This is a genomic window from Centipeda artemidis DSM 19719 (assembly GCF_000426665.1).
GTDB lineage: Bacteria > Bacillota > Negativicutes > Selenomonadales > Selenomonadaceae > Centipeda > Centipeda artemidis.
Genome location: NZ_AUFU01000008.1, coordinates 97,109 through 112,492 on the forward strand (window position 1 = coordinate 97,109; position 15,384 = coordinate 112,492).

The 15,384-nt window shown below is 56.9% G+C and carries 17 protein-coding genes and 1 pseudogene; all 18 read right to left on the reverse strand.

Annotated features, from left to right (window positions below; genetic code table 11):
- Nucleotide 1 precedes the first annotated feature (1 nt).
- Entirely contained in the window at nt 2–1,225 is a 1,224-nt protein-coding gene (locus K341_RS0106335) for a peptidase U32 family protein (RefSeq protein WP_026762223.1), read from the reverse strand.
- A gap of 27 nt (nt 1,226–1,252) precedes the next feature.
- Nucleotides 1,253–2,350: an endolytic transglycosylase MltG gene (mltG, locus tag K341_RS0106340; protein ID WP_026762224.1), complete on the reverse strand. Its 1,098-nt coding sequence runs from the start codon at nt 2,348–2,350 to the stop codon at nt 1,253–1,255.
- Nucleotides 2,351–2,427: 77 nt separating this feature from the next.
- Nucleotides 2,428–2,778: a DUF1292 domain-containing protein gene (locus K341_RS0106345; protein WP_050788011.1), complete on the reverse strand. Its 351-nt coding sequence runs from the start codon at nt 2,776–2,778 to the stop codon at nt 2,428–2,430.
- Between the two features lie 32 nt (nt 2,779–2,810).
- Nucleotides 2,811–3,227: a Holliday junction resolvase RuvX gene (gene ruvX, locus K341_RS0106350; RefSeq protein ID WP_037349491.1), complete on the reverse strand. Its 417-nt coding sequence runs from the start codon at nt 3,225–3,227 to the stop codon at nt 2,811–2,813.
- Nucleotides 3,228–3,235: 8 nt separating this feature from the next.
- Nucleotides 3,236–3,487, reverse strand: a complete 252-nt coding sequence (locus K341_RS0106355; protein ID WP_009752893.1) for an IreB family regulatory phosphoprotein — start codon at nt 3,485–3,487, stop codon at nt 3,236–3,238.
- A gap of 40 nt (nt 3,488–3,527) precedes the next feature.
- Complete coding sequence (locus K341_RS0106360; RefSeq protein WP_026762227.1) at nt 3,528–4,178, reverse strand: HAD family hydrolase; 651 nt, start codon at nt 4,176–4,178, stop codon at nt 3,528–3,530.
- Between the two features lie 117 nt (nt 4,179–4,295).
- Nucleotides 4,296–4,877 (reverse strand): glycerol-3-phosphate 1-O-acyltransferase PlsY, encoded by a 582-nt coding sequence (gene plsY, locus K341_RS0106365; RefSeq protein ID WP_026762228.1) that lies wholly within the window; start codon nt 4,875–4,877, stop codon nt 4,296–4,298.
- Nucleotides 4,877–6,202, reverse strand: coding sequence for a ribosome biogenesis GTPase Der (gene der, locus K341_RS0106370; protein WP_009348942.1), 1,326 nt, complete (start codon nt 6,200–6,202; stop codon nt 4,877–4,879). Before der ends, plsY begins: the two co-directional genes overlap by 1 nt.
- A gap of 16 nt (nt 6,203–6,218) precedes the next feature.
- Nucleotides 6,219–7,622, reverse strand: a complete 1,404-nt coding sequence (locus K341_RS0106375) for a DUF512 domain-containing protein (protein ID WP_037349484.1) — start codon at nt 7,620–7,622, stop codon at nt 6,219–6,221.
- 82 nt (nt 7,623–7,704) lie between these two features.
- Nucleotides 7,705–8,859, reverse strand: a complete 1,155-nt coding sequence (gene rpsA / locus K341_RS0106380; RefSeq protein ID WP_071604401.1) for a 30S ribosomal protein S1 — start codon at nt 8,857–8,859, stop codon at nt 7,705–7,707.
- On the reverse strand, nt 8,856–9,686 hold the full coding sequence (gene ispH / locus K341_RS0106385) for a 4-hydroxy-3-methylbut-2-enyl diphosphate reductase (RefSeq protein ID WP_026762231.1): 831 nt from the start codon (nt 9,684–9,686) through the stop codon (nt 8,856–8,858). Before ispH ends, rpsA begins: the two co-directional genes overlap by 4 nt.
- Before the next feature lie 133 nt (nt 9,687–9,819).
- Nucleotides 9,820–10,179, reverse strand: a complete 360-nt coding sequence (locus K341_RS0106390; RefSeq protein WP_026762232.1) for a YraN family protein — start codon at nt 10,177–10,179, stop codon at nt 9,820–9,822.
- A gap of 2 nt (nt 10,180–10,181) precedes the next feature.
- Nucleotides 10,182–10,505, reverse strand: coding sequence for an EscU/YscU/HrcU family type III secretion system export apparatus switch protein (locus K341_RS0106395; RefSeq protein ID WP_009348947.1), 324 nt, complete (start codon nt 10,503–10,505; stop codon nt 10,182–10,184).
- A 101-nt stretch (nt 10,506–10,606) separates the two neighbouring features.
- Nucleotides 10,607–12,727, reverse strand: a complete 2,121-nt coding sequence (locus K341_RS0106400) for a hypothetical protein (protein WP_026762233.1) — start codon at nt 12,725–12,727, stop codon at nt 10,607–10,609.
- Between the two features lie 16 nt (nt 12,728–12,743).
- Entirely contained in the window at nt 12,744–13,514 is a 771-nt protein-coding gene (locus tag K341_RS0106405) for a ribonuclease HII (RefSeq protein ID WP_211221209.1), read from the reverse strand.
- An 8-nt stretch (nt 13,515–13,522) separates the two neighbouring features.
- Complete coding sequence (gene ylqF / locus K341_RS0106410) at nt 13,523–14,434, reverse strand: ribosome biogenesis GTPase YlqF (RefSeq protein ID WP_037349486.1); 912 nt, start codon at nt 14,432–14,434, stop codon at nt 13,523–13,525.
- A 196-nt stretch (nt 14,435–14,630) separates the two neighbouring features.
- A complete protein-coding gene (locus K341_RS0106415; RefSeq protein WP_026762236.1) occupies nt 14,631–14,900 on the reverse strand; it encodes a restriction endonuclease in 270 nt (89 codons plus the stop codon).
- A 300-nt stretch (nt 14,901–15,200) separates the two neighbouring features.
- Nucleotides 15,201–15,384 (reverse strand): annotated as a pseudogene (locus tag K341_RS12825) (IS4 family transposase); the annotation flags it as partial.

Consider the following 15,384-nt stretch of genomic DNA (forward strand, 5'->3'; position numbering starts at 1 on the left):
CCTAGCTCTTTGCATCTCTGCGCAAAATGGTATCCGGTACAACGTCCCGGGGGATCTCCATGCGCACAATTTGACGCGGGTGCGGAGCGACCTTGATCGGTACCCCCGTATCGTCCCACATCCCTTTGAGGATGAACCGCCCCGGCGTTCCCGTAGGCGGAAAGATCTCGAGCTCCTCGCCGACGAACATCCGGTTGCGCTGCTCTACCGTTGCAAGTCCCGTCGCTTCATCATAATCGTGTACCAGACCCACAAAATCGGACGACTGCTCGTAGGTTGACGTCCCGTAGATCTGATCTTGTTCCGTCGTCTTGCCGAAGAAAAATCCCGTCGTATACGCGCGGTGCGACACCTTCTCGAGCTCGTCCATCCACGCGCTTTCCACCTCATATGGTGCATCCGTCATGCAGGCGTCGAGCGCTGCGCGGTAAGTCTTGACGACGCTCGCAGCATAATGCACACTTTTCATACGCCCCTCGATCTTGAGGCTGTCGATGCCGCAGGCGATTACCTCATCCAGATACGGCAGGAGACACAGATCCTTGGAGTTCATGATATAGGTGCCGCGCTCATCCTCCGCGACCGGATAGTATTCCCCGGGGCGTGACTCCTCCACGAGCGCGTATTTCCAACGGCAGGACTGCGCACAGCTCCCGCGGTTCGCATCCCGTCCTGTGAAATAATTGCTGAGGAGACAGCGTCCCGAATAGGAAATGCACATCGAGCCATGGACGAACATCTCGAGCTCTACATCCGTATTCCTGCGAATCTCTCGAATCTCTTCGCGCGACAGTTCCCGCGCAAGTACGACTCGCGCTGCGCCGAGTTTTTGCCACGCGTCCACCGTCCGCCAGTTCACATTGTTCGCCTGCGTGCTGATATGGACGGGCAGATCTGGCACCGTCTCCCGGCAGAGCATAAAGACGCCGAGATCGGCGACGAGCACCGCATCCACCCCGGCGTCCGCGAGGAAGCGCAAATAGTCCGGCAGATCCGCGATATCCTCGTTGTGCGGGAACACATTGACGGTGACGTAGATCTTTTTTTCTGACGCATGAGCAAGGCGAACGGCAGTGCGCATCTCATCCTGTGAAAAATTGCCCCCAAAGGCGCGCAGACCGAACTGCTCGCCGCCGAGGTATGCCGCATCCGCACCGTAGGCAAACGCCATGCGCAATTTCTCAGGTGTCCCCGCAGGCGCCAATAACTCAGGTCGCCGTCTCATGCATCCGCCTCCGCATCAATGAAAGTATCATCGCACCCGGTCGACCAGTGCCAAATGATCCGCATAGTTCGTCGCATAGTAGTTGTTGCCGCTGCGGTCGGCAACGAAATACAGATAATCCGTCTCCGCAGGATGAAGCACCGCCATGAGCGACGCCGTGCCGGGACTTGCGATCGGTCCGGGCGGCAGGCCCGCGTTTTGATAGGTATTGTAGGGGGATTCGATCTTCGTATCGCGCAGGAGCAGATCCTCCTTCGGCGCGTCGAGCAAGTACTGCACAGTCGGATCGGCCTGCAGCGGCATCCCGAGTTTCAGCCGCTTTAGGAAAATCTGCGCGATGATCGGACGATCCTCCTCGTGATACGCCTCTTTCTCAACGATAGACGCAAGTGTCACGAGCTCGTAAATGGAAAGGTTCTCCTCCTTTGCGCGCTCCCGCATCTCCGGGGTCAGCCGCCGGTCAAAATTCTCCGCCATCATTTCGAGGATGCGCGCAGTATCAAACGAGCCGTTGATTTCATAGGTGTCCGGGAAGAGAAATCCCTCGGCGGCATAGCGTACGCCCTCATGATCCTCCACATAGTCGTAGGGGCGATAGTCCTTTGCTCGCGCGATAAAGTCATCCGCATTCACGATGCCCTCATCGGAGAGCCGCTCCGCGATGTCGCGGACATTGAATCCCTCGGGAATAACAAAGCGAACGGTCACCGTATTGCCGTAGACAAGCGTTTCAAGAGCATCGCGCGGAGTCATGCCTGCGTGCAGCGCAAAGGTACCGCTCTTGACCTTATTCTCAAAGCCGTTCAGCTTCGCTGTCCACCAGAATTTGAACTCACTCTCTATAACACCTTGCTCATGCAGTTCTTTGCCGATCTCGCCGACCGTCATCCCCGGACGGACGGTGTAGTAAATCTGCCCACCCTGTGCAGCGGGAGGCATTTTTTGCGCCGGTGTGGAAAAAAGTATGAACATAATAACTACCAAAACCAGCCCAATACCTGCGGCACCACCAAAGATCAGTTTTTTTTGCAAGGGCGTCCCCTTCCCCCTATATACGGCACGCATCGCATCCCGCACTTCGTTCACATGCAAAAGGCCGCACAGCCCCTCTAGTGACCGTTTCAAACAAATCCTCCCTCTCTGATGCAAACTGCCCCTATGAAAAAACTGTCATCCTCCCACAGATGACAGCCGCCTCCTTTTTAGCCTTCTCGGTTCTCCTCAAGCTCGCCATAAACAGCAAGAACCGCTTCAAACTCCTCTTCCGAAGGATCTACATAGACATCCTCGCCGTCCTCGACGACGATCTTTGCAATGACCGCCTCGTCTTCTTCGGGAAGTTCCTCGGTCTCCTCGCCGTCCGGATCGAGCGCCAGCCCCACGAGCACGGCGAACCGATCATCACCTACCGTGATGATGGTCTCCTCCCGATAGTACGTCTCCTCTCCGTCCTCATTTGTGAGAACGACCACAACGTCCTCATCCTCCATCTCGTATGCCGCTTCCGGGGCATCTTTCAAGTTGTTATATTTTTCCTTATAGTCCTTTTCCATGTGTATACCTCTTTTTATGTCCGGTGCAGTATTCATGTGTGTAAATTCCGCTGCCGATCCAAGAATCCCTGCAAAATATAAACCGCCGCCATCTTGTCGATGACCTTGCGGCGTTTTTTCCGCGAGACGTCCCCCTCGAGCAGCGTACGGGTCGCGGCAACGGTCGAAAGCCGCTCGTCCCAATAATGGATCTTGACGCCCGGAAAGCATTGCGCTGCCTCCGCCATAAATGCGCGTACCATCTCGCAGCGTGTTCCCTCATCCCCGTTCATATGCTTCGGCAGCCCCGCGACAAGCGCGTCGACCTCATAGTCCCGCATGAGCGTGCCGAGACGCTCAAAATCTGCGGCCAGCGTCGTTCGGCGGATCGTCTCGACTCCCTGCGCCGTTAGCCCAAGGAGATCACTCACCGCGATGCCGATGGTCACATCGCCAATGTCGAGCGACATATAGCGATTCACTTCTCGTGCTCCAAGTAGAACCTCACGAGTTCGTCCAGCAGCTCGTCACGCTCAAGACTGCGGATCTTACTCCGCGCCTCCTTATGGCTCGTCACATAGGCGGGATCGCCCGAGAGCAAATAACCGACCAGCTGATTGATAGGATTGTACCCCTTCTCTCGCATGGCGGCGCTCGCCTCGCGTATCACAACGTCCGCCTTCGGTTTGTCAGCACCGAAGGAAAACATCATTGTTTTCTGTTCATCCACAATGATTCACCCCTTTACACGAAAAATCCTGCACAAGGAACTATAGTCTGCCGTCCTGCAGCGCGTCGAGTGCGTCGTCGAGGGTAGGATAGATCCCGGTGCAAAGGGCGCGCATCTCCTCAGTTGCAGGCAGTGTATCCGGGATCATCACGGGACTGCATCCCGCAGCCGCCGCGCCGCACAGCCCGTTATATCCGTCCTCAAAGACGTAGCAGTCCGCGGGCGGAACACCGATGCGCTCCGCCGCAAGCAAGAAGATATCCGGCGCCGGTTTCCCGTGCGCAACGTGGTCTCCGCCGACAACCACATCGAAATAATCTCGCAGCCCGCTCTGCGTCAGATTTTTCTCAATCTGCACCGTCGTGGAACTGCTCGCTGTGGAAATCCGAACGCCCTCCGCACGAAAATAAGCAAGGATTTCCCGTGCGCCGGGCATTACGCGAAGATGCCGCGCGGCTTCCTCCGCGACGTAAGCGAGTACGTGCTCCATATATGCGCGTGCATCCACCGTTGGATGAAACTCATTGATGATCCTGAGTGTGAGATCGCCGCAGGTACCGCAGCAGGCAGTGCCGAGTGCTTTTTTGCGCGGCACGCCGAAATCGTCGGCAACGACTGTCCATGCCGTTTGGTAAACGGTTTCCGTATCAAAGAGAAGACCGTCCATATCAAAAATCGCACCGCGTTTCATGGGCGTCCTCCGATTCCGCGACCGCCGAAAAAATCACAGTCAAATATTACCACACAACGCGGCAAAAGACAATGACCGTTCAGCGACGCACGGTTCGATGCACAGTCGCCCCTGCCGCTAAATCTTATTCTCCATACCGTGCAGGAGACGTTCGATGTTCTCCTGATGCCGCACAATCACGAGTGTGGCGGCGAGCACAGTGAAGAGCAGGTATTCGAGCGGGTATCCGAACGCTGCGGCGAGGATCGGCGTCAGGAAACTCGCGATCACAGACCCCAGCGACACATAGCGTGTCGTATAGACGACGGCGAGCCACACGAGGAAAACGATGAGCGTCACGTTCCCCATCAGCATCGTCAGCACGCCGAGGGAGGTTGCCACGCCCTTGCCGCCGCGAAAGCGCAGGAACACGGAGAAACTGTGTCCCACAATTGCGGCAAGCCCGCAGAGCACTGCCGCGAGCGGCGTCCCGACAAGCATCAGCCCCATATAGACACCCGCCTGCCCCTTCAAGCTGTCCGCGAGGAATACGGCGATGCCCGCCGCCTTGCCGAGCGTGCGCCACGCATTCGTCGCGCCGATGTTATGACTGCCATACGCGCGCAGATCCGTATGCCAAACGAGTTTGCCGAGAATCAGCCCGCTCGGAATGGAACCGATCACATACGCCGCGAGGACTGCCAAAATATATTCCGTCATCACTCTTCCTCCTTGCGCGCACGCACGACGAGGCGCAGCGGCGTTCCCTCGAATCCGAAGCTCTCCCGCAGGCGGTTTTCGATGAAGCGCAGATAGGAAAAGTGCATGAGGTCGGGATCGTTGACAAAGATGATGAACGTCGGCGGAACGATGCCGACCTGCGTCATGAAGAGGATTTTGAGCTGCTTCCCCTTCTTCGTCGGCGGCGGATTGACCGACACCGCGTCGCGGATCAGCTCGTTGAGCACGCTCGTCTTGATGCGCATCGATTGCTGCTCGGCGACGTACTTGACCAGCTCCGTAACGCGTTCGACGCGCTGTCCCGTGAGCGCCGACGTATAGAGAACGGGAGCATATTGGAGAAATCCGAGCTCCTCACGCAGATCGTCGGTAAACCGGAGCGTCGACTTATCATTTTTTTCGGGGAAAATATCCCATTTATTGACGACGATGATGACGCCCTTGCCCGACTCATGTACGTATCCCGCGATCTTCGTATCCTGCTCGAGGATCCCCTCGGCGGCATTGATGACCATGAGCACGACGCCCGCACGGTCGATGGCACGCAGCGACCGCATGACGCTGTAGCGCTCGACGGGCAGCGTGATCTTGCCCTTGCGCCGCATTCCCGCCGTATCAATGAGCAAATACTTCGCACCGTCCCGCGTGAAATGCGTGTCGATGGCGTCGCGTGTCGTCCCCGGCACATCGCTGACAATGACGCGTTCCTCGCCGAGCAGGCGATTGACCAGCGAAGACTTCCCCACGTTCGGACGCCCCACAACGGCGATCGCGATCTCATCCGGCTCGCGCTCCTCCGTCTCCTCTGCCCGGAACGCCGCCACAACGGCGTCGAGGAGGTCGCCGAGATTCATCGCGTTCGACGCGGAAATGGGAATCGGGTCGCCAAGCCCGAGCGCATAGAAATCATAGATTAAACTTTCCCGTTCAAAGCTGTCGATCTTATTGACGGCAAGAATCACAGGCTTGTTCGTACGGCGCAGGAGTCGTCCGACCTCCTCGTCCGAAGCGGTCAGCCCCGCACGCCCGTCGACGAGGAAGAGGATAACGTCCGCCTCCTCCATCGCAAGCTCCGCCTGACTGCGCATCGACCGCAGAATGTGATCGCTCTCGTCGAACTCAATCCCGCCCGTATCAATGATGGTAAATTCATGGTTCAGCCACTCGGCGTCCATATAGATGCGGTCGCGCGTCACGCCGGGCATATCGTCCACAATGGACACGCGCTTTTTGCCGATCTGATTGAACAGCGTCGATTTTCCAACATTCGGTCGCCCCACGACGGCGACGATCGGTTTACTCATCTCCGATCACTCCTCTCTATGCGCGCCCCGCGCCCGCCACGGGCTTCGTGTACCCCGCGTTGCTCTGCCATGTGTATCCGCCGCTCGCTCGCTGCCGGCGGTAACTCTTCCAATCCGTGAGGGCTTCCCGATAGTCCGTCCCCGTGGCAACCGGTTCAATGCGTATCGGGGAAAACAGGCGGCGCATGTCGGCAAGCGACATATCGTCCAAAAAAACATCCTCCCCCTCGCGCAGCGCCGACGCCGGGATGACCACCCCGTCGGGGCTAAAATCCGTGCGGCTGAGAGCATCGACAATGTCGCTGCCCGTGAGCAGTCCCGATACGTTGACCGTCTCTCCAAACCGGCGGTTCTCAACGGCGAGGACGCGGATCCTCTTCCCGTCGGGATCGAGTTCCCGCGCCAGCTGCTCCATCACAGGCGCAATTGCCGTTCCGCTGATCACGCAGAGCACGGAGCCCTCGTCATGCAGAGAAAAATCTTCTGCTGCACGCCGCCACTCCTCAATGAAGTTCCGCGTCAGTCCGATCCCGTTATCAAGCTGCGGAAACCCGTCGTACATTTCGGCGGACGGCACCTCTCGCCCGGCGAGAAAGTAGAACTCGTCGCCAAGATAAATAAAGGTGCGCCCCTCTTCCGCGCGGATCCGACGCTGCCACGCCTCGACCTGATCGATGACGGCAGCCGCCCCCGCACGGTCGAACTGCACGAGTGGAAAAGGATCACTGCGATGTTTCGTCAGACCGACGGGAACGATGGCGAGTGAGAGCGCATGGGGACGCCGCTCCGTAATATCGCGGATCGTGCGCTCCAACTCCTCCCCATCGTTCAGCCCATAACAGAGAACCACCTGCGTATGGTACTCCGCGCCCGCCTCCTCGAGACGTGCGAGCTGTCCGAGGATGTTGGACGCCCCCTTATAGCGCAGCATCTCCGCGCGCAGCACAGGGTTCGTACACTGCACGGAGACATAGAGCGGCGAGAGATGCAGCCTTTTGATACGTGCAAAATCCGCATCCCCCATATTCGTGAGCGTCACGAAATTCCCATAGAGAAAGGAGAGGCGGTAGTCGTCGTCCTTCACGGAGAGACTGTGGCGCATATCGGGCGCAATCATATCCACAAAGCAAAAATAGCAATGGTTCGCGCACTCGCGGATACCGTCAAACACAGCACGTTCAAACTCTACGCCAAGTTCTTCATCATAATCCTTGTCAAAGGCGATGATCTCCTGCGTGCCGTCCGCATGCTCGACGAGCAGTTCGATCTCCTCCTCCGCCATTGCAAAGCTGAAATCGATGATGTCGCGCATCGCCGTGTCGTTGACCTTGAGGATCTTATCCCCCGGAACGAGCTCTAATTCCTCTGCGATGCTGCCCTCTAGAACACGCAGGATAACGCCCGGATAAATTCTTGCCACAATTCCCCTCCTTTCCATGAAAAAGGAGTGATATTACATCACTCCTTCGTTTTTTATGAAGTTATGTAAACGCTCCGCGTTCTTACTTCAGCCAATCGAGATGTGCCTCGACCTGACCTTCGGTATTCTCGCTGGACTCAGCCTTCTCAGCCTGTCTTTCGTCGACATATTTCTTGATATCTGCATTGTCGGCATCACGCTTCGCCTTGGTGATCGAAAGCGAGATGCGCTTGCGCTTCGTGTCGATGCGGAGCACCTTGACCGTGACGATGTCGCCCGTGTGGACGGCCTCGTCCGCACGCTCGATGCGCTTTTCGGCAAGCTCGCCCATCGGGATGAGACCGTCAAAGCCCGGCTCGATCTCCATGAACGCACCGAAGTCCGTCAGCTTGATGATCTTGCCTTCGATGAAGTCGCCCTCGGCATACTGCTCCGCCTTCTCCACCCACGGATCCGGCAGTGTGTCCTTCACAGAGAGAGAGATGCGCTTTGCGTCGCGATCCACGCTCTTGACATAGACGTCGAGCTCCTGACCGACCTCAAGCACCTCGGAAGGATGCTTGACACGGTGCCACGCGAGATCGGAGATATGTGCAAGACCGTCCACGCCGCCGATATCAATGAATGCACCATAATCGACGAGACGCTTGACCGTGCCGCGCACGACCTGTTCCGGCTCGATCGCAGAGAACACCGCCTCTTCCTTCTCGGCGCGATCGCGCTCGAGGAGTTTGCGGCGCGAGAGCACGAGACGGCGCTTTTGAACGTCCACTTCGATGATCTCCGCTTCTACCGTCTGATCAACGTAGACTGAGAGATCCTTGACGAAATGGAGCTCCATCTGCGAAGCGGGAATGAATCCGCGCAGTCCCATGACATATGCTACGAGTCCGCCCTTGACTTCCTTCGCGATCTTCGCCTCGACCGTATCGCCGTTCGCCTGAATGACCTCAATGTCCTTCCACGCAGCCATCTTATCGGCTTCCACTTTGGAAAGGCTGCCGCCGTTATCTCCGCCGAGAGACTTAATGTAGACGTCAATCTCGTCGCCGACCTTCACGACATCACGCGCATCATCCGGGGCTGGCACGGCAAGATCCCTCTTAGACACAGGAATCTCCTGCTTATACCCGATGTCGACATACGCCTCGTCGCGGGATACCTGTACGACAACCCCTTTGACAACGGTACGCTCCTGGAAATCGGGCATTTCTTCCTGTTCCAAAAGTTCTTTCATGCTCTGTTCTGACACTGTTTATAAACCTCCTTGATAATCCAGTCCGGCGTTGAGGCGCCGGCTGTAATACCAATTTTATTAACATTTTTGAACCATTCTTCCCGCAGTTCGTCCACAGTTTCGATATGGTATGTTGTACATTTGCTTGCGCACAGCTGGGCAAGACGCGAAGTATTCGCACTGTTTTTCCCGCCGACGACAATCATCATATCCACCTGTTCGGCAAGATCAAGCGCCGCTGCTTGGCGCACATCCGTCGCCGTGCATATCGTGCGGAGAATCTTAATGTCGCGGGATTTTTCGAGCAAACACGAGGCGATGCTCCGAAATCGGTCACCTGAGAACGTCGTCTGGCAGACAACACCGAGTCGCCCAACCTTTGGCAGTGCCTCTGCCTCCGCCTCGGTCTCGATAATATGAGCGCCGGATCCCGTCCATTCGAAGATGCTCTTGACCTCCGGATGATTTTTCTCGCCGATAATGATAACTGTGTAGCCTTCGTCGGACAGCAGTTTCGCCGAAAGCTGCGCCTTTTTGACGTGGGGGCAGGTCGCATCCACAAGTTCTAAGCCGCGTGACTCCGCCTCCTCGTATACATTGGGACCAACCCCGTGCGAGCGGATAATGACAAGTCCGTCATCCATCTCCGAAAGAGAACTCACCGTGCCGACGCCTTCCTTCTTGAGACGTTCGACCATCTGCGGGTTGTGGATGATCGGTCCGAGCGTACTGGACGTACCGTCTGTGGAGGCATTCTCCCGGGCGATCTCTATGGCGCGCTTCACGCCATAGCAGAATCCCAAATGCTCTGCTAAGATGACCTCCATATACCTCACCGTAATTTGTAACGATTCTCAATAACCGTTGACAAACATAATCCCACTCATACAATCTGTGTAACAGTATAACACGACAACACCGCCCGCGCAAATGAAATTTATTTTTTTTTATCTCTCGGCTTCACCATGCCTCAAAGGCGCCCTTAATATGGTGCACCCGCCAATCGCCGTGGACGGCATATACCTCTATCACGTCAAAACGGCAGGGACGACCGTCGATCTGTCTCTGCCGCAGATACCAATATGCTGTTTGGACGATTTTATTTCTCTTGCGGAAGTCCACTGCCTGCGCCGGAGTGCCATACTGCGTTCCGGTGCGCGTCTTCACCTCGACGAAGACCAGCGTGCCGCAATCGTCGGCGATGATATCGATCTCCCCTGTTTTCACACGGAAATTGCGCTCACATATGGTGCAGCCGTGTTCCGTGAGATATTCCGCTGCTCGCTGTTCGCCCTGCGATCCCAGTATCTTATTTCTCACGCTTATGAACTCCTGTCCCCCATATGCCGGTCAATTCGATAAACATGTGCGAGCACCTCTGCGATAGTACGATAAAGTTCCGGCGGGATCTCCCGGTCGATCTCGAGCGCCATGAGCATATTGACGAGAGATTTATTTTGATAGACGGGAATACCGTTCTTCTTTGCCTCGGCGAGAATGCGATCCGCGACAAGCGAACGTCCCTTTGCCGTGACGCGCGGAGCTCGATCTTTTTCCACATCGTAGCGAACCGCGACTGCTTTCTGCTCCTGTTCTTCGGACAAGTCGTCTGCCGGCGGAGCGTCCATCATCCAATTTTCCGGCATATCTCACCCATCCTTGCGTTGTAAATCCAATTGATATTATACGCCGTGTGTTCTTTTTTCGTCAAGACGCCGATATCGGCAAATTACAATGCTCCCCGCATTTAATTTGTAAAGAATCGCCGCTCGCCGATCGCACCAATCTGAATGCCCTCGATGACGATCGGCGTATCCTCGGCGGAGGCTCGAATGTCGTCCAGATGACTGCGGAACTCCCATGCGGCGTCCGGATCGGAGAAATAAAGCCGCATATCGACATGTGTTTCCTCATAGATGCGATTGATGAGTTCCACCGTACCAATGTGATCGGTGAGCACACAGATGCGCAGCCACGTTTCTTTTTTGATTTGCTCGCTGCCCTCATCCTCGTGGGATTCGTCATAGACGTGGATATACGCGGGATACTCCGCCTCACCCATGAAGAGCGGCATCACAAAGTTCATGGAGCGCTGTCCCGGCTGAGGCGCAGCGTTCTCCCCCTCGAGTGCGCCGCGCATGGAGAGCGCAAGCGCCGCGACGTTTCTGCCGGCGCGCTTATACTGCTCGGCGGTCATCTTGCGCGCAGCGACAATATCCGCCGTCTGCATGAATGCCCATAGGCGCGGCAGGTCGGGCATACGCTGTTCTGCCGCCGCCTGCCGAACCGTCCCCGGGACGTTCTGCTGCACGATCTCTATAAGCTGCTGCAGCTGCTTAGCATCGGCGTCGCTCAGCGTGCTGTTCCGGCTGTTCACGAAATTTTGCAAGAGCTGTACTTCCCGTTGGGAGAGATTTTCGTTTTGATAGAGTAATGCCTGCGCGGCTGCGCGCATGGTCTGCATCGTCTGCGGCGTATTCTCTAACGGCTGCACCTGTGTGCCTGCGTTCCCCTGCCCGCCGGGCGTTTGTACTGCGTTCTGCGTGCGCTGCGCCGTCCGCTGCTGTGTCGTCGCCGCGTCTTGGCGCCCGTTCGTCTCGGGTGTGGGCATTCCTGTGGGAGATGTATTTTCTCGCGGTATTTGCCCGGCAGACTGTGTCGTCTGCGCGTTGCCTTGTGTGCTCTGCTGCGCCGCCTGTGCGGCGGGTACAGAGCTCTGCGGGCTCGTCTGCGGACGCCCGTCCTGCATCGTTGGCTGTGCGGGATCCGTTGGGGGTTGCGCAGCTTGTTGTGTCGATGCTCCGCGTGCGGCTGTACTTTGCTGCGCGGGGGAGCTGTTTTCCGCCGTTCCCTGCGGCTGTATTGCTTGGCTAGAAGCCTGCCGCCCCCCCTGCTGTAGTTCTGTGCGAACGGCTCCTTGTGCGGCGGCTTCTTGTCCTACGACGGATTGGCTAGGTGTTTCCGGTGTAGTCTGTCCCGCAGCAGAGCCTTGTGTGCCGCTGCTGCCCGGCTGCGCCTGCAACACGGCGGGCTGCTCCCCCTGTTCTTCCTGAGATGCCGCATTCGCCGGCACGGCTGCAAGATTCGTCCCCTGTGGCGTCGACACCGTATTCGCCTGTGCCGGGGTTCCTCCCGGAACCTGTACATTCCCGTTCTGCGGTGCGGCGGTATTCGTCCACATAGGTTCACGCGGCATCAGAGACTGCACGAGGCGGTTTAGAAACCCGAGCGGTGTTGCAGCAGCTACCTGCGTTCCCCCGGACTGCATACTGCCCCCCTGCGCCTCGCTGTTAAGAGTTTCGAGAAACATGCGCAGTTCCTTCGGCAGGAGCCGGGCGTTCCCGGTATCAAGCAGCTGAAACGCGGCTTTGGTCAGCATAACAGGCTCGAATGTTCCGCCCGTTTCGCGCGCGATCGCCGATTTCAGATGCGTCAAAATCGTCGCAAGATCATCGCTCACCTGCGGCGCCGCCCCCTCATCCGCGAGATTGCCCAGCTGATTGAGCATCCGCGCGAGCGTCGTCAGCTGATCCGTCGAAAATCGCTGACTTGCCGCCGTGCTGCCAAGCCCCTGCGCCAGCGTCGTCTCAAGGGAAAAGGACTGCCTGATGATATTTTGAATCACAGCCTTGAGTTCCTGCGGCATCTGCTCCACACTTGACTGTTGACGCCCGCTGATTTTCGACAGAACGTCCGCCATGTGATCAATCGCCGTCTCAATCGACACATTTGTCCGCTGACTGAATGCCGCCGACGAGTCCCCGCCGCCGCGCTCCTGCACGCCCTGTACCGGACGCTCCTCCGAGATGCGGGAGGGCGCCGCGGGCATCACTGTAGAGACTGCTGCGGCATTCGCTTCCATCGGCATAACGGACACAACCTTCCTATTCTATCTGCCCCGAGGCGAGCATAGAGCGTATCGGTTCGAATGTGCGGCGGTGAATCGGTGTCACCCCATGCGCTCGAATCGCGGCGATATGCTCCGCCGTCCCGTAACCCTTGTGCCTGGCAAACCCATAGCCCGGATATTCCACTTCATATTGTTCCATCAATCGATCGCGCGTCACCTTTGCCAGAATCGACGCCGCCGCAATCGAGGCGGACTTCGCATCCCCTTTGACGATGGACTGCACGGGCATCCTGAGCTCCGGCAGCTCCACCGCGTCGACAAGAACTTCCTCCGGTGCGGGCGTGAGCACCGCGATCGCCTCGTACATCCCGCGGCGTGTCGCCTGCAAAATATTGATGCGGTCGATCTCCACGGCATCGACGAGCGTCACATGATAGGCAATCGCCTTTTCCGTAATCTCCTCAAAAAGTTCCGCACGCACTTTTGCGCTGAGTTTCTTGGAATCATTCAGACGAGGCAAATAGAGTTCCTGCGGAAGAATCGCGGCGGCAACCGCCACGGGACCGGCGAGAGGCCCGCGTCCCGCCTCGTCCACCCCCGCAACGAGGACATGCCCGCGCGCCGCCGACGCACGCTCATACACGTACATCGCGGCAAGGCGTTCCCGTTCGCGGCACACACGTTCATAACGACGCAAAAGAGTTTGAACGGACGTTCGTGTATCCGCGCGGCATGACGCTAGAAAATCATCCGTCACATCTCCGCGCAAAAACACGCTCTCTATTTCTTTTATCGTCAATTTCATCAATTCCTTCACCGTATAGGGGCGCCTGACGTCTCCGCCTTCTCAGCCTGCATCGGCGGATCAAGCGTCACGCGGCCGAGGCGTCCGCTGCGAAAATCCGTGAGCACAATCTGCTCCGCCTTTTCATAATCGATCCTGCCGCCGCGCACCAAACAGCCGCGCCGCCGCCCGATCTCCTCCAACAGAGCTACGCCCGTGGGCGGATTCTCCGCGAGGCCGTACCGCTCTTGCAGCGCCGCCGGATAATCCGTACGCAGAACATGAAGGAGCTGCAAGACGACGCCCCCCACGTCGTAGACCATATCGCTGATCGCCCCTGTGAAGGCAAGACGGAGCGCGGCGCGCGCATCCTCAAATTTCGGCCACAAAATGCCCGGCATATCGAGCAGTTCGAGCTGTGCGCCGATGCGGATCCACTGCTTTGCCCGCGTCACACCGGGACGGTTCTCCACCTTTGTCCGCGCACCGCCGGAGAGCCGATTGATGAGCGAGGACTTCCCCACGTTGGGGATGCCGAGAATCATACAGCGCGCGGCACGCGGCTTCGCCCCGTGTTTTGCGAGCTTTTCCGTACGCGGCGCGGCAAGTTTTTGAATCGCCTGCACAAGTTCCTCCGTACCGCTCCCTTTCACCGCATCCACCGGCACGGCGACAATACCCTGCGATGCAAAGTACCGCACCCATGCGTGCGTCGCCGTGGGATCGGCAAGGTCGGATTTGTTCAGCACAATAAGACGCGTTTTCCCCGCGACGATCTCACGCAGCACGGGGTTCGCCGAGCTCATTGGAATCCGCGCATCGAGCAGCTCCACCACCACATCCACGAGCTTCAGATTTTCCTTAACAAGCCGCTCCGCCTTCCGCATATGCCCAGGATACCATTGCAGGTGCGGCATATTGATTGTATTGTTTTGTTCCATCCGGAATCCTCTCTTGGTCATTCATTTTTCACAGGTTATAGTCGCTTCATTAACTCGAATGATATTTATTATGCCATATATATTAAGCTGCCGCAACGAAAATTCAAAATGTAGTGCAGAAAGGGACTGCCGCACGACGATACATTCGTGCAACAGCCCCGTATCTCTAAGCAAAAAGTATGATTATCGTACAACGTTACGAAATCGCCGCGTCAATATCGGTAATGCCCGCTTCCAGCAGCATCCCAATGAACTCTTCCCCATTGATGAGGCGTACGCCGCACTCGCCCGCTTTTTGAACCGCTTTTTCGGAAAATACCGCAGAGGTCAATGCCCATGCCAAGGGAGTATACTCACCGTCAAGCGAATCTGCTTGCTGTTTCTTATAGTTGCTGATCTGCTCTACTGCATGTTCGTTCGTCTCCCCCACATGCTGCTTTACCTGAATATATACGCGAACCTTCAAACGGTCAAAATCAGCAATGATGTCTGCATCTGCATGGTTTCCTTTCCTAGGATCATTTTTTGACGGTATATCAACGCGATCTGCACCGATTTTTTCATGTAGATTTTAACTAAGTTCTCCAGTTCATCCGAATTCAAATACTGTTCTCAAACTTCGCACATCAAAAACGTTCCACAGACCTTGAAAACACTGACTTTATGCCAATGAAAATACTCTCCTTATGCACATTTTCGTAGTTTTTGCGACAACAGTACAGGCAGCTCTTTCAAGAAGCCTTGCAGCTGCCCCTGGATCTCCCCTTCATCCAGCATAGGCTTCTCTTGGAGTCGTTCGTTCAACAAACAGCAGCAAAAGGAGGCGCATGGCTTCCACGAAGCACACATCCGGCAACTCATCCACAGATAGGTAGAACAGCTCCCCCAGACTTCGTGCATCCTTGCACTCGCGCTGCTCCACTGCCAGGAACATGTACCGCGTGAACACG